The organism is Streptomyces bluensis, from assembly GCF_014650715.1.
GTDB lineage: Bacteria > Actinomycetota > Actinomycetes > Streptomycetales > Streptomycetaceae > Streptomyces > Streptomyces bluensis.
In genome coordinates, this window is record NZ_BMVM01000009.1 from 268,151 (window position 1) to 286,054 (window position 17,904).

Annotated in this window: 16 protein-coding genes, 1 tRNA gene and 1 pseudogene; 6 read left to right on the forward strand and 12 right to left on the reverse strand. The window is 71.4% G+C overall.

From position 1 onward, the window contains the following. Positions 1 to 3 precede the first annotated feature (3 nt). A complete protein-coding gene (locus tag IE262_RS23125) occupies positions 4 to 906 on the forward strand; it encodes a MauE/DoxX family redox-associated membrane protein (RefSeq protein WP_189876163.1) in 903 nt (300 codons plus the stop codon). 151 nt (positions 907 to 1,057) lie between these two features. Here IE262_RS23125 and IE262_RS23130 read toward each other — a convergent pair whose 3' ends face one another. From IE262_RS23130 to IE262_RS23155, 6 genes are all read right to left on the reverse strand, one after another. Beyond that, positions 1,058 to 2,248 (reverse strand): MFS transporter, encoded by a 1,191-nt coding sequence (locus tag IE262_RS23130; RefSeq protein ID WP_189876164.1) that lies wholly within the window; start codon positions 2,246 to 2,248, stop codon positions 1,058 to 1,060. A gap of 74 nt (positions 2,249 to 2,322) precedes the next feature. Then, positions 2,323 to 2,532 carry a hypothetical protein gene (locus tag IE262_RS23135; protein ID WP_134035533.1) on the reverse strand — a complete coding sequence of 70 codons (210 nt, stop codon included), beginning with the start codon at positions 2,530 to 2,532 and terminating at the stop codon, positions 2,323 to 2,325. Between the two features lie 106 nt (positions 2,533 to 2,638). Beyond that, positions 2,639 to 3,382 (reverse strand): DUF6879 family protein, encoded by a 744-nt coding sequence (locus IE262_RS23140; protein ID WP_229877407.1) that lies wholly within the window; start codon positions 3,380 to 3,382, stop codon positions 2,639 to 2,641. Beyond that, on the reverse strand, positions 3,375 to 3,644 hold the full coding sequence (locus IE262_RS23145; protein WP_189876167.1) for a hypothetical protein: 270 nt from the start codon (positions 3,642 to 3,644) through the stop codon (positions 3,375 to 3,377). Before IE262_RS23145 ends, IE262_RS23140 begins: the two co-directional genes overlap by 8 nt. A 122-nt stretch (positions 3,645 to 3,766) precedes the next feature. Further along, entirely contained in the window at positions 3,767 to 6,175 is a 2,409-nt protein-coding gene (locus IE262_RS23150; RefSeq protein ID WP_189876169.1) for a serine/threonine-protein kinase, read from the reverse strand. Positions 6,176 to 6,230: 55 nt separating this feature from the next. Further along, on the reverse strand, positions 6,231 to 7,226 hold the full coding sequence (locus IE262_RS23155) for a GlxA family transcriptional regulator (RefSeq protein ID WP_189876171.1): 996 nt from the start codon (positions 7,224 to 7,226) through the stop codon (positions 6,231 to 6,233). A 208-nt stretch (positions 7,227 to 7,434) separates the two neighbouring features. On the opposite strand from IE262_RS23155, the gene IE262_RS23160 reads away from it, so the two are divergent. After that, on the forward strand, positions 7,435 to 8,022 hold the full coding sequence (locus IE262_RS23160) for a protease (RefSeq protein WP_189876173.1): 588 nt from the start codon (positions 7,435 to 7,437) through the stop codon (positions 8,020 to 8,022). 38 nt (positions 8,023 to 8,060) lie between these two features. Here IE262_RS23160 and IE262_RS23165 read toward each other — a convergent pair whose 3' ends face one another. Together IE262_RS23165 and IE262_RS23170 are read right to left on the reverse strand one after the other, a co-directional pair. Beyond that, positions 8,061 to 8,522 carry a hypothetical protein gene (locus tag IE262_RS23165; RefSeq protein WP_189876175.1) on the reverse strand — a complete coding sequence of 154 codons (462 nt, stop codon included), beginning with the start codon at positions 8,520 to 8,522 and terminating at the stop codon, positions 8,061 to 8,063. Between the two features lie 89 nt (positions 8,523 to 8,611). Beyond that, positions 8,612 to 9,874, reverse strand: coding sequence for a DUF445 domain-containing protein (locus IE262_RS23170; RefSeq protein ID WP_134035963.1), 1,263 nt, complete (start codon positions 9,872 to 9,874; stop codon positions 8,612 to 8,614). Positions 9,875 to 10,350: 476 nt separating this feature from the next. Here IE262_RS23170 and IE262_RS23175 point away from each other — a divergent pair, with 476 nt between their 5' ends. Beyond that, complete coding sequence (locus IE262_RS23175) at positions 10,351 to 11,682, forward strand: SGNH/GDSL hydrolase family protein (protein ID WP_134035513.1); 1,332 nt, start codon at positions 10,351 to 10,353, stop codon at positions 11,680 to 11,682. Between the two features lie 98 nt (positions 11,683 to 11,780). Here IE262_RS23175 and IE262_RS23180 read toward each other — a convergent pair whose 3' ends face one another. Both IE262_RS23180 and IE262_RS39575 read right to left on the reverse strand, forming a co-directional pair. Continuing rightward, positions 11,781 to 12,665 carry a DUF1707 SHOCT-like domain-containing protein gene (locus IE262_RS23180; protein WP_134035511.1) on the reverse strand — a complete coding sequence of 295 codons (885 nt, stop codon included), beginning with the start codon at positions 12,663 to 12,665 and terminating at the stop codon, positions 11,781 to 11,783. A gap of 69 nt (positions 12,666 to 12,734) precedes the next feature. Beyond that, positions 12,735 to 12,872: pseudogene (locus IE262_RS39575) on the reverse strand (ABC transporter permease); the annotation flags it as partial. A gap of 857 nt (positions 12,873 to 13,729) precedes the next feature. Here IE262_RS39575 and IE262_RS23185 point away from each other — a divergent pair. Beyond that, positions 13,730 to 16,099 (forward strand): transglycosylase domain-containing protein, encoded by a 2,370-nt coding sequence (locus IE262_RS23185; RefSeq protein ID WP_373305111.1) that lies wholly within the window; start codon positions 13,730 to 13,732, stop codon positions 16,097 to 16,099. A 135-nt stretch (positions 16,100 to 16,234) separates the two neighbouring features. Here the strand turns inward: IE262_RS23185 and IE262_RS23190 are convergent, their stop codons facing one another. Together IE262_RS23190 and IE262_RS23195 are read right to left on the reverse strand one after the other, a co-directional pair. Further along, complete coding sequence (locus tag IE262_RS23190; protein ID WP_189876179.1) at positions 16,235 to 16,576, reverse strand: GroES family chaperonin; 342 nt, start codon at positions 16,574 to 16,576, stop codon at positions 16,235 to 16,237. Between the two features lie 79 nt (positions 16,577 to 16,655). Further along, a complete protein-coding gene (locus tag IE262_RS23195; RefSeq protein WP_189876181.1) occupies positions 16,656 to 16,985 on the reverse strand; it encodes a DUF3618 domain-containing protein in 330 nt (109 codons plus the stop codon). Positions 16,986 to 17,164: 179 nt separating this feature from the next. Between IE262_RS23195 and bcp the strand changes: the two genes are divergently transcribed. Further along, positions 17,165 to 17,632, forward strand: coding sequence for a thioredoxin-dependent thiol peroxidase (gene bcp, locus IE262_RS23200; protein WP_134035505.1), 468 nt, complete (start codon positions 17,165 to 17,167; stop codon positions 17,630 to 17,632). Positions 17,633 to 17,777: 145 nt separating this feature from the next. Next, positions 17,778 to 17,860, forward strand: a tRNA-Leu gene (locus IE262_RS23205). Positions 17,861 to 17,904: the final 44 nt, after the last annotated feature.

Below are 17,904 nucleotides of genomic sequence, written 5' to 3' on the forward strand. Positions count from 1 at the left end.
GAGATGCTCTCACTGACAACGGGCCTCGCCCCGCTGGTCCTTGCCGGTCTGCTGGGCTGGACGGGCGCGGTCAAGCTGTTCAGCCGCAGCACCGTGCTCCAGGCGCCGAAGACGGCACTGGCCCGCATGTTGAGCAGCAGCGAGCGAGCGGCGCTGGTGCTGCGCGGCGTCGGCGCCGGAGAACTGCTCATCGCCGCAGGGCTGCTGGCCGTACCGGCGGACCCGGTACCGGGGGCGGCCGCCGCCGTTCTCGGCGCGGGTTTTCTCGGCTATCTCGGCTACGGGCGGGCGCTCGCCCCGGAGTCCTCGTGCGGCTGCTCGGCGAATGAGGACACGCCGATCACCTGGCGCGCGTTCGCACGCGCCGCGGTGGTGCTGGTGGGCGGTGTGGCGGCGGCCGTGGCGCACGGCAGCTGGTGGTCCACGGTCTCCGGGCGGCCCGCCGGGTCGCTCGGATTCCTGGCTGCCGCAGCGGTCGTGGTGATCGCGCTCTCGGCCGACCTCGACCGGTGGTGGCTGCTGCCGCTGCGTCGGACGAGGCTGCGTGTCTTCGGGCATCCGCTCTCCGGTGCCGGGCCGGGAGACCGGGTGCCGGTCGCCGCGAGCGTCGAGCTGCTGGAGAACTCCCTTGCCTGGCAAGCCGCTTCGCCCGTGGTCCGATCGGGTCTGCTGGACCACTGGGACGAGGACGGCTGGCGCGTTCTCCTGTTCTCGGGTGTGTACGAGACAGCGGAACAGGCCCGGCCGGTATCCGTGGTGTTCGCACTCGACGCCACGTCCAGCCGCGACACTCCCGGCGAGCCCGTCGTCCGCGTCAGTTTCCTCGACGCGGACAGCGGGGACCCGGTGGGAGCGGAGTTGCTGAGCGCGGTGCCGTCCCGGAAGGCGCTGCCGCTGGCGGGCTGACGCGGCCCGCGAGCGGTCAGGATCGGGCCCGGGGACGGGTCCGGGGACGGGTCCGGGGACGGGTCCGGGGACGGGTCCGGGGACGGGTCCGGGGGCGTCACGCACGCTCCCGGACCCGGCCCATGTCCGCCACGCTCACGTTCGTACTCGCTCACGTCCTCTCCGCCACCGTCCGCCGGAGCAGATAGACGGCCGCGGTCGACACCAGCACGGCCATGCACAGGATGAAGACCAGCCCCGCGCCCTCCAGGCCGATCGGGCCCGTCAGTACGCCCACGCCGATCACCGGCACCGAGATACCGGCGTACGCCACCACGAACAGCGCCGAGATCACCGCCGCGCGCCGGTCCGCCGGGGACGCCGCGGCCACCGCGGACAGCGCCCCGCGGAACGACAGCCCCTGCCCGCACCCGCCGACGAGCGCGCTCAGCACCACCAGCGCCAGCAGGTCCCACCACAGCGCGCCCGCGAGCAGGGCCAGCCCGGCGAGGAGTACGGCGCAGCCGAGCGGGAGCGAGCGCCTCACCCCGAACCGGCCGACGGCCAGTTGCCCGGCGGTCGAGGCGAAGAAGGCGAGGGCGACGACCAGTCCGCTCACGGCATGGTCGGTCACGTGCAGGGACCGCGCGAGGAACGCCGGGCTGACCGAGGTGAACACCCCGAACAGGGCGAACCCCGCGAACGAGGCGGTCGCCGCGGGTCCGAACACCTCCTGTACCTGCGGCGGCAGTCCGGGCCGCTGCGGCCGTACGGTGCTCAGCGGCAGCCGCTCCCCCACGGTCTCCGGAAGGCGCAGCACGACGGCGACCGAGCCGGCCACCAGGGCGAGGTGCACGGCGAACGGCAGGTACAGCGGCCAGGCGGCGTACTGTGCGAGCACCCCGGCGAGCAGAGGGCCGCAGCCCAGTCCGCCCATGTTGGCGGCGGTCGCCACGAACGTGGCCCGGGAGGCGCCGCCGGACGGCGCCAACTCCATCACGTACGCCGTGGCGGCCCCGGTGAACAGACCGGCGGACAGTCCCGACAGCAGCCGCCCCGCGTACAGCCAGCCCAGGCCGGTGGCGCCCAGGAAGCAGATGGCGCTCGCCGCGGCGAAGCCCAGGCCCCAGAGCAGCACCGGACGCCTGCCGACGGCGTCCGAGGCGTTGCCCACCAGCAGCAGCACGCCGATGACCGCGAAGGCGTACACGGCGTACACGACGGTCACCGTCAACTCGGAGAAACCGAATTTCTCCTGGTAGAGGGGGTAGAGCGGGGTCGGGAGCGTGGTGCCGGTCATGCACACCGCGAACACCGCTCCGCTGAGCAGACACTCGCGCCACCCTCGGCGATCACCGTCCATGCCGCTGACGGTAACTCCGCGTGCCGCCCCGGCCGGGCCCGGCGCGCCACCGGGACGGGCACGGCCCCTCTGGGTCACAGCGGCTGCCGCAGCAGCCCCTCGATGCGGTCCTTGACCCGGTGCGCCCAGTGGAGGACCAACGAGGTCTTTCCCGCCCCCGCGGTGCCGGCCACCACGTGGACCAGGACGACGGCGTGGCTGTCGTCGCGGCGGCCGTCGTCGCGGCCTCTCAGCACTTCGTCCAGTTGGTTCAGTTCGTCGGTGCGGTTGACGAAGGCGTACACATCCGCCGGGAGTTGGCGGGGAACGGGTCGAGGCCGGCTGGACGGGTCCGGAGCGGCGGCCTGGTGGAAATGGATGTCGCCGCTGACGTTCCTCGCCTGTACGACATCACGGGAGGACCCGGAGAGATCGTTCTGCGAGTCCCCGGGACGCCGGCCCCTGTTGTCGTCGTTGTCGTCTCTTGGCGTGTCGATCGCTGTACCCCGATCTGATCCGATCCGACCCGATCAAGCCGGTGGTGGAGGAGGCAGGTGGGCCACCGCTCGGTCGAAGTACGCCCGGACATCCTCGGCGGCCTCGTACGCGTACCGCAGATAGTCCGTCCAGTGCCGAACGGTCCGGGGATCGGTGAAGCGGATCGCTCCGTCCGGCTGCCCGGGTATCGGTGTACAGCACGCGGAAGAGGGTCCGGCCGTCCAGCAGGTTCAACTCCGGGAGCGATCCGTCCGCCTCGGCGGAGGCGATCGCGGATGCGGGCAGGACACGGACGGAATGGCCGCACTCCGCACTCAGGCGGAGCCAGTGCAGTTCCCACTGCACGTACGGTGTCAGGGGCTCCTCGACCACGCGGATGCGGTGGAAGACCGCGCCCCGCGCCTCCTCTTCCCGGGCCTTCCGCCGCAGGGCATCACGCTCGGCCTCGAACAGGCGTAACACCTGCGGCCAGTCTCCCCTGCGCAGCGCGTCCCGGCTGTCGTCGTTCGTCTCCTCGAAGTGCTGCAAGCGCTCCAGTTTCCAGGATTCCCCGTCGCGGATCGCCGTGCGGCGCTCCCGGAAGTCCCGTTTGTAGTCCTGGCGCGTGAGCCGCTCACCCAGTTCGTCGGGGAGCGCGGGGATACGGAGATCAAGCATCGGGAATGTCTTCCTTCGCCGCGCTCAGCATGTTCCCGGGGATCACGACCAACCGCTCGTCCGGGCCCAGCCTCACTCCCCCTGGCAGGTGCGAGCTGTAATGGACGGTGAGATCGCGGCCGATCACGGCGACGTCGCCGTTACTCAACTGCCAGATGTCCGGGCACTCGTCGTCGTCCTTGGAATTGCCGAGTTCCGCCGCGGACTTGCCGAGCCGTTTGACGAATGACGCCGACGGGTCGGCTTCCCACATACGGGCCATGGCAGCCTCCAGTTTCCCCGGCGTCACTGACAGTCGCCTCACATGTCAACGATACCGAGCGTGCTGGGCGGTGCGCAGCGTGTGATTTCGCCGCCTTGTGGGGTTTCTCGGCGTGCCTTCGGTCAGTTGGTGGCGGCGGTGGCGGCACCCGACGGGCGCTCGTCGGGGTGGTCCGGGTCCGCGGAGAAGGCCGTGTCCCCCGCCACCGCGACGAGCGCGTCCTTCACCAGCAGCGCGCTCGGGAGCCGGTCCTCCGCCGAGGTGCCCGGGTCGTCCAGCTTGTCCGTGCTCCACTGTTCGGTGCCGGTCCAGCGGTCGAGGGCGAGGAGTCGGCCGTAACGGTTGACGAAGTAGATGTTGTCGTACGTCTTCGACAGGATCGGCGCCGACAGGTTCTCGATCTGGGTGCTCGCCTTCCACAGCAGGGTGCCCTTGGCCGCGCTCGTCGCAGTGACGGTTCCGTCGGGGCGGACGAAGTACACGGCGTTGTCGACGAGGGTGGGCGTGCCGCGCGGGGTGGACCTGCCGCGAGAGGCCTCCGAGCCACGTGAGGTGTCCGTGGCGCGCGAGGTGTCCGGCAGGGGGATTCGGCTGGCGGCGCCGCTGGTCGGGTTCACCCGTAGCAGTTCCTTGTACGGCTCGTCCTGCCCGTTGCTCGACTCGGAGTCCAGGCTCTGCCGTACCGCGAACAGCGGCTGCCCGCCGACCGCGCCGAGCGGCTCCGCCGTCACGGGCAGTTCGGCGAGTTCGCGCGCCGTGCCGTCGGCGGGGTCGAGGCGCAGCAAGCCGGCCGGGCCTTTGAAGGGGTCGATGTCGCTGACGCAGATGCCGTAGGGGGCGCCGCCCAGGACGGCCGGGGCGCAGGCGGTGCCGGCCGACGACTTCGCCGGTGTCCGCCACAGGGCCTTGCCCGTCTTCGCGTCGAGGGCGACGAACTCCGTCCCCTCGCCCGACATGGCCAGGACACCGCCGTTGAACAGGGCGGCGGGACGGCTCGCGTCGATCTTGCTGGACCACGCCCGTCTCCCTGTGCCGGTGTCGAGGGCGACCAGCTGCTGGGTCGAGGACACCGTGTCCTCGTTCGGCTGCACGTGTGCGTACACGAGCCCGTCCCGTACGCCGAGGGGGCGCTCGGCGGCCTGCGCGTTGCTGCCGAAGCGCCACTCGACGCGGCCCGATGCCGCGTCGATCCGGGCGACCGTGAAGCCGGTCCCCGCGCAGTACACGGAGGCGCCGGACTTGGAGGACCCGCCGGACGCCGCCGACCCGCCGGGCACGCAGCCGGACTCCACGGTGTCCACGTTGTTGACCAGGGAGTCCTTCGCGGGGCCGCCGGTGAGGTTCACCTGCCAGGGCTGCCAGCCGCTGGGGAGGTCGGCGGTGGGGATTTCGGAGGTGTCGGCGGGCCCGTCCTCGTTGTCCGCCTTCCCCACCTGGTGGACCACCACGGCTACGGCCAGGGTCGTCCCGACGGCGGCGAGGATGCGGCGTGCGCGGCGGCGGGGGCTCCGGCCGTCCGAGCCGGAGCCTGCTTCGGCCGGGTCGCTGCCGTCTCCGGGAGCGGTGGGCGCGCTTGGCGCGGCCGGGGTCTGGGTCGGGGTCTGGGCTGACGCCGGGTTTGTGGTTGGGGTCGGGGGCTGGACCGTCCCTGGGGCTGAGGCTGGGGCTGGGGCCGGGGCTGGGACGGGGGGCGGAGTCCAGGCCGGGGGCGCAGGCGTGTCCGGTAGGGACTCGAACAGCCGTTGCAGCTCGGCGAGTTCGGGCCGGGCGTAGGGGTTCTTGTCCAGGCAGCGCTCGGCGATGCTCCGCAGGGGCTCCGGGACTCCGTACAGACTCGGCGCCTCGTGCATCACCTGATAGCCCGTCAAGTACGGGCTGTCGGCGTCGAAGGGACCGTGGCCGGTGGCCGCGTACACCAGCAGTGAGCCGAGTGAGAACACGTCCGAGGCCGCGGTGACGTCCTTGGGCCTGGCGAACTGCTCCGGGGACATGAAGGGCGGGGTTCCCATCAGCCGTCCGGTCACGGTGAGGGCCTGGTTGTCGGCGGCGCGCGAGATGCCGAAGTCGATGACGCGCGGCCCGTCCTCGGCCATCAGCACGTTGCTCGGCTTCAGGTCCCGGTGGACCATACCGGCCTGGTGGATGTCCCGCAGCGCCTCGACGAGCCCCAGGGCCAGGGTGCGCAGCGCGCGACCGCCCAACGGCCCCTCCTTGGCCACCATGTCGGACAGCGCGGGGCCGGGGACGTACAGCGTCGCCATCCATGGCTGCTCGGCGTCCGGATCGGCGTCCACGACCGGCGCGGTGAACGCCCCGCTCACCCGGCGGGCCGCCGCGACCTCCTGGCGGAAACGGGCCCGGAACTCCTCGTCCTGCGCGTACTGCGCGTGGATGAGCTTGACCGCGACCTGCCGTCCCGAGGCCGAGCGGGCCAGGTAGACGACCCCCATGCCGCCGCTGCCGAGCCGGTCGACGACCGTATAGCCGCCTATCGACCCTGTGGACCCCGATTCCCCGGTGCTCAGCGGCATCGCCGGTCAACCTTCCCCATTTGCCTGTGTCGCACGGCCGTTCAGGGGCACCACACTAGTGCCAGTGCGGTGGCCGGTCTCTGTCCCTGTCCGCCGACTCCCGGGTCCGGAACGCTCGCCGGTACACCTGCGGGCTGATCCCCACCACGCGTTTGAAGCGGTCGCGGAACGCCGTCGGGGAGCCGAAGCCCGCCTGGTGGGCGACGCGTTCGACGGCGTGGTCGGTGTTCTCCAGGAGGTACTGGGCGCGACGGACCCGGGCCCGGTGCAGCCACTGCAACGGCGTCGTGCCCGTCTGTTCGCGGAAACGGCGGTTGAGCGTACGGGAACTGGTGCCCGCGTGGGCCGCGATGTCGTCGAGCGTGAGGTCCTGTTCCGCGTTCTCCTCCATCCAGCGCAGCAGCGGCTCCAGGGTCGCGCCGGCCGGGGCGGGCGGGGCGGACGGCGGGGCATGGACGATGAACTGGGCCTGGCCGCCCTCCCGTTCGAGCGGTACGACCGACATGCGGGCCGTGTGCGCGGCGACCGCTGAGCCGTGGTCCATGCGGATCATGTGCAGGCACATGTCGATCGCCGCGGCGGCGCCCGCCGAGGTGAGGAACTGGCCGTTGTCGACGTAGAGGACGTTCGGGTCGACGGTCACCTTCGGGTACATGGCCGCGAGGTCGTCCGCCGCGATCCAGTGCGTGGTGGCACGTTGTCCGTCCAGCAGGCCGGTGGCGGCGAAGATGAACGCCCCGACGCAGATGGAGGCGATGCGCGTGCCGTTCGCCGCCGCCGCGCACAGGGCCTCGGCGACGCCCAGGGGGAGCGGGAGCGTCGGGTCGGCCGTGCCCGGCAGGATGATCGTGTCCGCCTCGGCCAGCGCGTCCAGACCGTAGGGGGCGCGCACGGTGAACGGCCCCGCGCTCACCTCCTCGGCCGGCGAGCAGACCCGGACGCGGTAGGGGGTGCGGCCGTCCGGGAGCCGGGCCCAGCCGAAGGTGTCGATCGGGGCGGAGAGGTCGAACGGGATGACTCCGTCGAGTGCGAGTACGGCCACGGTGTGCATGACTGGAGCGTAGTGGTGGGTGGCGAGTGATCGGGTATGCGCCGGGTTCTCGCCAGGGGCGGACCTCAGTGGGGACCCCAGTGCGGACCCCGGTGCGGACCCGCACGGGTCGGCCGCTACCTGGCGAGAATCCTGCTTGGCGAGAATCCGTTGACCCCTGGCAATCCCGCCGCTTCCGCGTCTCCCCGGCGTCTCCTACCGTCGCCCCGTGACCAAGTTCCTTCTCTCCCTCCACGTGATCGCCGCCATCGTCGCCATCGGGCCCGTCACGGTCGCGGCCAGCATGTTCCCGCCGAGTGCGCGTCAGGCGCTGGCCGAGCCCGGAAGTGAGCGGGCCGTCTCGACGGTGCGGCTGCTGCACCGGATCTGCCGGGTGTACGCGGGGCTCGGCATCGCCGTGCCCGTGTTCGGGCTGGCCACGGCGGGGGCCATGGGGGTGATGGGGGACCCCTGGCTGATCGTGTCGATCGCACTGACGGTGATCGCGGCGATCGTGCTGGTGGTTCTGGTGCTGCCCCGGCAGGAGGAGATCCTCGACGGGCTGCTCGACGGGCTGGGGGACACCGCCACGGCCGGTGCCGGTGCCGGTGCCGGTGCCGGTGCCGGTGCCATCTCCGCCTCTGCCTCCGCCTCCGCCTCTGCCTCCGCCTCCGATCCCGTTCCTCCGCGTACGGCCACCGTCACCAACCCCAAGGCAACCGTTCAGCTGGCCATGTTCACCGGGATCTTCAACGTGCTCTGGGCCGTGGTCACCGTCCTCATGATCGTGCGGCCCGGCTCCACCACGGGTGCCTGACCGCACGGCTGGGCCTCCGCCCGTACGGAGGCACCGGCTCATGACCGCTGTGCCCCGGTCACCCAGCCGTCCTCGACCGCCTCGGCCCGGAGACTCCGGGCCACGGAGGCCGCGACCAGTACGCCCGCGCCGATCACGAGCGTGAAGAAGGCCCAGGTCAGCGGCCAGACCTCGGCGTCCGGGGGTTCCGGGTGGCTGCGGAAGGAGACATACATCAGCGCGGCCGGCGGTACCGCGACCACGAGGAGCGGCCAGGCCAGGGCGTCCCGGTGGCCGAAGTAGGCGGCCAGGGCGATCAGGACGACACCGAGGACCGCCGGGCCGGGGCCGGCCACCGGTGTCGTCTCGCTGAGGGAACCGGGGAACGCGACGCGGTCGCGCAGGTCCCACGGGAGACAGAGCAGGTACACGGCCATGGCCACGGCGGCGCCGAGCAGACGGGTCAGCCAGCGTTCCGGCCAGGGGCGCGTGCGCAAGGGGCGGAGCAGCTTCTCGGTCATGCGTACGAGGGTGCCGGGCGCGGGGTGAGGCCCGACAGAGTACGCGTACTCAGGCACGCGTACTCAGAGACGCCGGGACCGTGCTCGGCCTACGCCCCGATCGCCCTCGACACCGTGTAGATCAGCAGGCCGGCCAGCGAGCCCACCACCGTGCCGTTGATGCGGATGAACTGAAGGTCACGGCCGATGTGCGCCTCGATCTTCCGCGTCGTGTGCTCGGCGTCCCAGCTCGCGACCGTGTCCGTGATGAGGGAGGTGATCTCGCGTCGGTACGTGGTGACGACGTACACGGCGGCGTCCTCCACCCAGCGGTCGACCTTGCCCTGGACCTTCGACTCGGTGGCCATCCGGGCACCGAGCGACAGCAGCGAGGCCCGTACGCGCAGGCGCAGCTCGCTGCGCTCGTCCTCGGCGGCGGACACGATCATGGACCGTACGGCCGTCCAGGCGGACGCGATGAGGTCCTGGACCTCGCCCCGGCCCAGCACCTCGCCCTTGAGCCGCTCCACACGCGCCCGGGTGTCCGTGTCGGACTGGAGGTCGGAGGCGAAGTCGGTGAGGAAACGGTCGAGGGCGCCACGGGCGGGGTGCGTGGGCGAGTCGCGCATCTCGGTGACGAAGCGGAGCAGCTCCTTGTAGACGCGCTCGCCGACCCTCTTGTCGACGAAGCGGGGGGTCCAGCCGGGGGCGCCGCCCTGTACCGCGTCCATGACCTGCTCGTCGTGCAGCACGAGCCAGTCATGAGCCCGGATGACGACGAGGTCCACGACCCGCCTGTGCCCGCCGTCGGCGACGACCTTCTCCAGCATCTTGCCGATGCCGGGCGCGATCTCCTGGGCGTCGGCCCGACGGGTGATGGCCTCGCCGACCACCGCCCGGACGTCCGAGTCGCGCAGCACGGTCAGGGCGCCGCGCAGCGCGGTGGCGAGCTCGGCGGTGACGCGGTCGGCGTGCTCCGGTACGGCCAGCCAGGCGCCGAGGCGGCTGCCTATGCCCACGGAGCGCAGACGCTGCCGTACGACGTCCTGAGAGAGAAAGTTCTCCCCCACGAACTCGCCCAGCGACACCCCTAGTTGGTCCTTCTTGTTCGGGATGATCGCGGTGTGCGGGATGGGCAGGCCGAGGGGGTGGCGGAACAGTGCCGTGACGGCGAACCAGTCCGCCAGCGCGCCGACCATCCCGGCCTCGGCGGCCGCGGCCACGTACCCGGCCCAGGCCCCGGCGCCCTCGTGCGAGGCCCACTTCGCGAGCACGTACACGAGCGCCACGAAGAGCAGCAGCCCGGTCGCCGTGACCTTCATCCGCCGCACGCCCCTGCGTTTCTCCTCGTCCGCGGGGCTGAAGGCGGTCATCGAGCGGTAGGAGGAGGCAGGGGCGGGAGGCTTGACGGAGAAGGCCGTGTCACCGGCGGCCCCGGCAGGCAGGCGGCCATCGGGCAGGGAGCCCTCGGACAGGGAGCCCTCGGGCAGGGAGTGCCTGCCCTCTTGGTGTGGCATGTTCGGATTCGTGCGGTTCATTCACTCCACCCGTTCGTGTCCCCCGTACCCCATTGTCCCTTCCCGGCTCCGCTCAACGACCATGTGGCCCTGTGTGACCTTTTCCTGAACGACTCCTGGAACGGAACAGGAGTTCCCGGCGTCTGTCCGGTCGGGAGAATCGACCGAGGAACCGACCGGCGAACCGACCGAGGAATCGACCGGCGAATCGACCGGGGGAACCGACCGGGGGAACGACGGGGGTCCTGACCGGTCTCCCCTCCTCCATGACGCATCATGGGGTGATCACATCGGAGCCTCGGGCTCCCTTCGCCCGAGGAGAAACGCACCGCATGACCAGGCGCCACGGTTATGCCTTGCTCGCCGCCATCTGCGCAGTGGTCCTGGCCGTCTCGGCCGCCATATACGTCGGCGTCGGCTTCGACGACGGCCGCCAGACGGAGAAGACGTTCACCGGCGGCCGCACCCCGCACAACTCGGCGGCCCCCGCCTCGACCGGCACCTGGGTGGGCGCCTGGTCCGCCTCCCCCGTCGGCGGCGAACCCGGCACGGAGAGGAACGGCCTCGCGGGCCGCTCCATCCGCAACGTCGTACACACCGGCATCGGCGGTACGAGCGCCCGCGTCACCCTGTCCAACCTCTACGGCCAGCAGTCGCTCTCCATCACGCACGCCTCCCTCGCGGTGGCCGCCGCCGCGAACAACCCGGCCGCCGCGGCCGACACCATGCGCCGCCTCACCTTCGGCGGCAACCCCTCCGTCGTCATCCCTCCGGGCCGGCAGGTCCTGAGCGACGTCGTACGCGTCCCGGTGCCCCCGAACACCGACGTGCTCGTGACCACGTACTCCCCCACCCCGTCCGGCCCGGTCACCTACCACCCGCAGGCCCGCCAGATCTCGTACACGGCCGAGGGCGACCGCACGGAGGACGTCACCGGGGAGCCGTACACCACACAGACCCTGTACTGGCGCTACGTCACCGCGCTGGACGTCCTCAGCAACGAGTCGGACGGCACGGTCGTCGTGATCGGCGACTCGCTCACCGACGGCGTGACCTCGACCGTGAACGCCAACCGTCGCTGGACGGACGTCCTGTCCGAGCGGCTGCGTGACGCCGCGGGCTCCGCCGACGTGCCGCGCTACAGCGTGGTCAACCAGGGCATCAGCGGCAACCAGGTCCTCGCCAACGGCCTCGGCCGCCCCGCCGAGAACCCGAGCGGCCTGTCCCGCTTCGAGCGCGACGTGCTCGGCCGTACGGGTGTCCGGGCCGTCGTCATCGACCTCGGCGTCAACGACATCCTGCGCAACCCGCGGCAGGTGGACCCCGACACGATCGTGGCCGGGCTGCGCAAGCTGGTCGCCCAGGCCCACGCCCGCGGGCTGCGCGTCGTCGGCGCGACGCTCATGCCCTTCCACGGCCACCGCGGCTACCGCGACGACCGCGAGGCCGTACGGCAGGCCGTGAACGCCCAGATCCGCGCGGGCCGCGTCTACGACGCGGTGGTGGACTTCGACCAGGCGCTCCGCGACCCGTACAACCCGCGCCGGCTGCGGCCCGACTACGACTCGGGCGACCACCTCCACCCCAGCGACAAGGGGTACGCGCGGATGGGCGAGGTCTTCGACCTGCAGAGCCTGAAGGGCGCGGCCCCGGCGGAGCTCTGAGAGGGCCGTATGGACCGCATGGGCCGTATGAGCCGCATGGGCTGTATGAGCCGTATGAGTCGGGGTATGAGGCGTACGGCCATCAGTGGGGTCAGCAGTCAGTAGTCCCCGCGCCGTCGCCTCTCCCGCTCCTCGCGGCGGGCCTCGCGTTCCTCCCGGCGGGCCTCGCGGTGGTGGTCCAGGGCATCGCGGACCTGCTCCATCGCCTCACGGTGGGCGTCGCGCAGGTCGTGCGGGTGATCGTGGTGTGAGGCGGGCAGTTCCCCGCGCGCCTGACGGCGCTCCAGCCTCTCCTGGCGGCGGGTCTCCTTCAGGCGCTGCCGCTCCGCCTTGGTCAGCTTGCGCTCGACGCCGACACCGCCCCAGAAGGCGAACCCGGTGACGATCACCCGGGGCGCGCCCGGGTCGCCCGGGACGCCCTCCTCGCGGTGGTCGAAGCCGCCCATGATGCCGAGACCACGGACCTCGACCTCGACGCCGGGCGGCACGATGACCTGCAGGCCGCCCATGATCGCCACACAGTTGACGGTCACCTCGCGGTCGGCGAAGTTCGCGTCGCGCAGGTCGATGACGCCGCCGCCCCAGAACGCGAAACAGTTGAACCGCCGGGGCACGGTCCAGCGGCCCTTGCGTTCGAAGCCCGACATGACCGCCACACCCCAGGTGGACGACCCCTCGCCGCCGACGATCCGTCCGGCCCAACTCCCCTGCTCCGCAGGCCCCTTGACCATCGACACCGGCTGCGGCGCCACCGCGCCCTGACCCGGCAGGTCGCGGGTGATCGGCGTCAGCTCACCGTACGTACGGGCCTTGTACGTGGCGTCCAGACGTTCCCCGAACTCCTCCATGTCGAGACGCCCCTCGGCCAGGGCGTCCCGCAGTTGCTCGGCGACTCGCTCGCGGTCGGCGTCCGAGGCCCGCAGGCCGTCGGAGGGCCGGCCCTCGGGGCCCTCGGGGCCCTCGGAAGACGCAGCGTCGTTCATGGGAGCCAGCCTACGAGCAACCCGCCCGCCGGGCTACGAAGTCGAAGGACGTTGAAGGCTTCTCGGCCCGAGGGCGATGCAGGTGTATGCGAGGATGAAGCCGAAGACGGTGTTGGTGAACACCCCTGCCGCGGTGGCCACCCGATACGTCGCATACCGCCTGAAGCCACCGGCGGCGACAGCGGCGTACAACCGCCCTGTCCCCACGAGGAACCTCCGTCCGCTGCGAAGAGTTGTGTGTTTTCTGGGGCAGCGTGTGCCGCGCACCGGGAACGGAACAGGTGGTGCAACAGTCTTCATGCGGGGGCGTTGAAGGCGCACGAGGGCGTACGGGAACGTACGACGCGAAACAGGAGCATGGCAGCACCATGAGCGACGAGCCGCAGCCGAAGCAGGACCGCCAGGGCTGGGCACCCAGAGAACCGGAACCGGGCCCCGCCCGGCGCCGGACCCCACAGGAGGGACCGACCACGCCTTCGAACAACGGCCCTGGCAAGGCCCCGAGGGGTTCCGCACCGGCGACTTCGGGCGGCCCCGGCAGAGGCGGCCCCGGCAGAGCTGCGGACGGGCCCGAGGCGACTCCGCCTCCGGGCAGCCCCGGCAAGGGTGCAAGCGACCCTGACGAGGATTCAGAGGACTCCGGCAAGGCTCCGGGCGACTCGGCACCGTCCTCCGCAAACGCGGACCAGGGCCCCGACCAAGACCCCGAGCAGAACCCCGAGGAGAAACTGGAGCCCAACCCCGGCCAGGCGTCCAACCCCGTCCAGGGCCCCGCCCCGGACCAGGACTCCAGCCCCGAACAGGACCCCAACCCCGGCCAGAACCCCGACCCGGCACCCACCAGCCGCACAGGCACGACCTCCGGTCCGGCCTCGGCCGGCGGCGCCGGAAAGGTCGTCGGTACCGGCAAGGTCGTCGACGCCGGCAAGGTCGTCGACGCCGAGCAGAGCAGCTCCCCCAACGCCCCTCTGGACGACAGCACCCGCCAACTCCGCACCGTCACCCCCGGCAACGGCCCGGCCGCCACGGCCGGCGAGGCCGTGGGCCAGGGTGTGGGCCAGGGTGTGGGCCACGGTGTGGACGCCGCCGCTGTCGCCGATGGCTCCGGGAAGCAGGCCAAGAAGGCCAAGCGGGTCAAGCGCACACGCACCGGGTGGCGGCGGATCGTTCCCACCTGGCGGATGGTGCTCGGGACCTTCGTGCTCGGGATCCTGCTGCTGGCCGGGCTGTTCGTGCTGGGCTACAACATGGTCCACATCCCGGAGGCGAACGCCGCCGCGACCAAGCAGAGCAACGTCTTCCTGTACGCGGACGGCAGCCAACTGGCCCGCGACGGCGAGGTCAACCGCGAGAACGTGTCGCTCGCGCAGGTGTCCAAGGCGGCCCAGCACGCCGTACTGGCCGCCGAGGACCGCGACTTCTACAGCGAGTCGGCCATCGACCCCAAGGCGACGCTCCGCGCCGCCTGGAACACGGCGACCGGCAAGGGCAAACAGTCCGGCTCGACGATCACCCAGCAGTACGTGAAGAACTACTACCTGGCGCAGGAACAGACCGTCACCCGCAAGGTGAAGGAGTTCTTCATCGCGATCAAGCTGGACCGTGAGGAGACCAAGGCCCACATCCTGGAGGGCTACCTCAACACCAGCTACTTCGGCCGCAACGCGTACGGCATCCAGGCCGCCGCCCAGGCGTACTACGGCGTCGACGCCGACGAACTCACCGCCGGACAGGGCGCGTACCTGGCGTCACTGCTGAACGCCCCGAGCGAGTACGACGTCGTCGCGCACCCCGAGAACAAGGACGCGGCCCTCGCCCGCTGGAAGTACGTCCTCGACGGCATGGTCAAGGAGGGCTGGCTGTCGGAGTCCGCGCGGGCGAAGACCACGTTCCCGACGCCGAAGCAGACCGTGGTCTCGGCGGGCATGTCCGGCCAGCGCGGCTACCTCGTCGAGGCGGTCAAGCAGTACCTGTACGACAGCGAGGTCATCGAAGAGGACACTCTGCGGGCCGGCGGCTACCGCATCACGACCACCCTGCAGAAGAGCAAGCAGGACGCCTTCGTGAAGGCGGTCGACGACCAGGTCATGGACAAGCTCGACAAGAAGAACCGCTCGGTCGACAAGTACGTCCGCGTGGGCGGCGTCTCCATAGACCCCAAGTCGGGCAAGGTGCTCGCCATGTACGGCGGCATCGACTTCACCCAGCAGTACTACAACAACGCGACGCGACGCGACTACCAGGTGGGCTCGACGTTCAAGCCGTTCGTGTTCACCTCCGCGGTCCAGAACAACTCGGTCACCCAGAGCGGCACCCCGATCACCCCCAACACGGTCTACGACGGCTCCAACGTGCGCCCCGTCCAGGGCTGGAGCGGCGGCGCGTACGCCCCCGAGAACGAGGACCAGGTCTCCTACGGCGACGTCACGGTCCGCCAGGCCACCGACAAGTCCGTGAACTCGGTGTACGCGCAGATGGCCGTCGACGTCGGCCCCCAGCGGGTCGAGCAGACCGCCATCGACCTCGGCGTCCCGGAGTCCACCCCGGACATGGAGCCGTACCCGTCCATCGCCCTCGGCACGGCCACCGCGAGCGTGCTGGACATGGCGGAGGCGTACGCGACGCTCGCCAACCACGGCAGGCACGGCACGTACGCGCTCGTCAACAAGATCACCAAGGACGGCGAGAAGATCGGCCTCCCCCAGCAGAACGTCCAGCAGGTCGTCACCCGCGAGGCCGCCGACACGACCACGTCGGTCCTGCGGTCCGTCGTGGACAGCGGCACGGCCACGGCCGCGCAGGCGGCGGGCCGCCCCGCGGCCGGCAAGACCGGTACGGCGGAGGAGGACAAGGCGGCCTGGTTCGCCGGCTACACGCCCGACCTCGCCACCGTGGTCGCCGTCATGGGCCAGGACCCCGACACCGGCGTGCACAAGCCGCTGTACGGCGCCATGGGCCTGCCCCGCATCAACGGCGGTGGCGCGCCCGCGGAGATCTGGGCCCAGTTCACCAAGGCGGCGCTCAAGGGCACTCCGGTGACGGACTTCGACCTGGAGCTCCAGGAGGGCGCCGGCGAGGTCGTGATCCCGCCCGGCGAGGACACCGGCGAGCCGAGCGCCCCCGGCAAGGGCGACGAGGACAACGGCGACGGCTCCCCCACCGGCGGTGAGAACACCGAGGGCGCCACGGCCGGCCAGGGCCAGGACAACGGCGGCCAGACCGGCGGCACCCCCGGCGCGGACGGAGGCACCACCGCAGGCGGCGGTCCCACTGACGGAGGCGCCACCGGCGCCCCGCCCACGGGTGGCCCGGGCGGCGGCACCCCGACCGGCGGCACGGGCGACAGCGGAGGCACGGGCGACGGCGGCGGAGGAGGCGACCCCGGCACCGGCACCGGCGACGCCGGGGGCACGGGCCCCGCCCTGAGCTTCTAGCGCGTCCGGGACACACGGAAGGGGCTGGCGACCACGGTCACCAGCCCCTTCTCCGTACGTTCCGTCACGTTCCGCACGTGGGAGAACCGGCCCTCAGAGACATGCCCCCGGAGGCACACCCCCAGAGGCACATCCTCACAGATACAGCCCCGTCGAGTCCTCGGAGCCCTCGAACCGGTCGGCCGCCACGGCGTGCAGGTCCCGCTCGCGCATCAGCACGTACGCGATGCCCCGCACCTCGACCTCGGCGCGGTCCTCGGGGTCGTACAGCACACGGTCGCCGGGCTCCACGGTCCGTACGTTCTGTCCGACCGCGACGACCTCGGCCCAGGCCAGGCGCCGGCCGACAGCCGCCGTCGCCGGAATCAGGATGCCCCCGCCGGAGCGCCGCTCGCCCTCGGCGGTGTCCTGCCGCACGAGCACACGGTCGTGCAGCATCCGGATGGGCAACTTGTCGTGGTGGGTCTTCTCGCTCACACCCCGAACCTACCTGCCTTCGCGCGAATCGTACGCAGGGGGCCGTCGTAGGGACCGTCGTAGCGGCCGCACTCGGCAATCAGCCCCTGCGGCGCCGGGTACCGAGGGCGAGCAGCCCGACGACTCCGACCACGACGAGGACGACCGGCACGATGCGTTCGAGCCGGGGCGCGCCGTTCTCGCCCACCAGCTGCCCCTTGACGTCGGTGACCACGCGGTTGACGCCGACATAGGCCCGACCGAGCGTGTGGTCGATGTTCGAGACGACCTTGGCCTTGGCATCGCCGACGATGGTTTTCGGGTGCACCCGGACGCCGATCTCGTCGAGCGTCTCGGCCAGCGTCTCGCGGCGGCGTCTGATGTCCGCCTCGATCTGCGCCGGGGTTCTGGTGTCCGAGGTGTCCGCCACCGCGCTGCCTCCGTGTCGCCGCATCCACCAGCGGGGCTCAAGCCCGCGGGCCTCTCACGGACAGTCTGTCAGCTCGGCAGGGCGCGGCAGTGTCAGGACCCCCTATTACGCTCGGGTTCGACACCAGATCCGCTACCTGTGTATCTGCTACCCGACCTGCGTACGAGGAGACCAGTCCCATGAGCGAGCGACTCCAGCCCGGGGACACCGCCCCCGCCTTCACCCTGCCGGACGCCGACGGCAAGGAGGTGTCGCTGGCCGACCACAAGGGCCGCAAGGTCATCGTCTACTTCTACCCGGCCGCCCTGACCCCCGGCTGCACGAAGCAGGCCTGCGACTTCACGGACAACCTGGAGCTCCTCGCGGGCGCGGGCTACGACGTGATCGGCATCTCCCCCGACCAGCCGGAGAAGCTGGCGAAGTTCCGCGAGAAGGAAAACCTCAAGGTCACGCTGCTGGCCGACCCGGACAAGAAGGCCCTCGACGCCTACGGTGCCTTCGGCGAGAAGAAGAACTACGGGAAGACGTACATGGGCGTCATCCGCTCCACGATCGTCGTGGACGAGGAGGGCAAGGTCGAACGGGCCCTGTACAACGTGCGGGCCACCGGCCACGTGGCGAAGATCATCAAGGATCTGGGGGTCTGAGGGCACGTCGTTCCCGCGGCGCGGCGGGCACCGCCGCCGCGCGGTCCCACCGCGCAACTGCCACGCCACCACGAGCACCTGGTGCTCTGGAGGCCGTCGGAGGTAAGCATGGGCGGGCACCACACGACCGGTAGCATGTCGCTGCGCGGCCGTGGCGAAATGGCATACGCGAGGGCCTTAGGAGCCCTTGGGCGAGAGCCCGTGTGGGTTCGAATCCCACCGGCCGCACTTGATGCGTCCACGTTCGCGACCGTCGAGGCGACCGACCGGCG

Bases quoted from the DNA above. Each gene is read 5' to 3' on its own strand.
- IE262_RS23125 (WP_189876163.1), top strand. From the start codon at position 4: ATGCTCTCACTGACAACGGGCCTCGCCCCGCTGGTCCTTGCCGGTCTG.
- IE262_RS23130 (WP_189876164.1), bottom strand. From the start codon at position 2,248: ATGGACGGTGATCGCCGAGGGTGGCGCGAGTGTCTGCTCAGCGGAGCG.
- IE262_RS23140 (WP_229877407.1), bottom strand. From the start codon at position 3,382: ATGCTTGATCTCCGTATCCCCGCGCTCCCCGACGAACTGGGTGAGCGG.
- IE262_RS23145 (WP_189876167.1), bottom strand. From the start codon at position 3,644: ATGGCCCGTATGTGGGAAGCCGACCCGTCGGCGTCATTCGTCAAACGG.
- IE262_RS23150 (WP_189876169.1), bottom strand. From the start codon at position 6,175: ATGCCGCTGAGCACCGGGGAATCGGGGTCCACAGGGTCGATAGGCGGC.
- IE262_RS23155 (WP_189876171.1), bottom strand. From the start codon at position 7,226: ATGCACACCGTGGCCGTACTCGCACTCGACGGAGTCATCCCGTTCGAC.
- IE262_RS23165 (WP_189876175.1), bottom strand. From the start codon at position 8,522: ATGACCGAGAAGCTGCTCCGCCCCTTGCGCACGCGCCCCTGGCCGGAA.
- IE262_RS23170 (WP_134035963.1), bottom strand. From the start codon at position 9,874: ATGACCGCCTTCAGCCCCGCGGACGAGGAGAAACGCAGGGGCGTGCGG.
- IE262_RS23175 (WP_134035513.1), top strand. From the start codon at position 10,351: ATGACCAGGCGCCACGGTTATGCCTTGCTCGCCGCCATCTGCGCAGTG.
- IE262_RS23180 (WP_134035511.1), bottom strand. From the start codon at position 12,665: ATGAACGACGCTGCGTCTTCCGAGGGCCCCGAGGGCCCCGAGGGCCGG.
- bcp (WP_134035505.1), top strand. From the start codon at position 17,165: ATGAGCGAGCGACTCCAGCCCGGGGACACCGCCCCCGCCTTCACCCTG.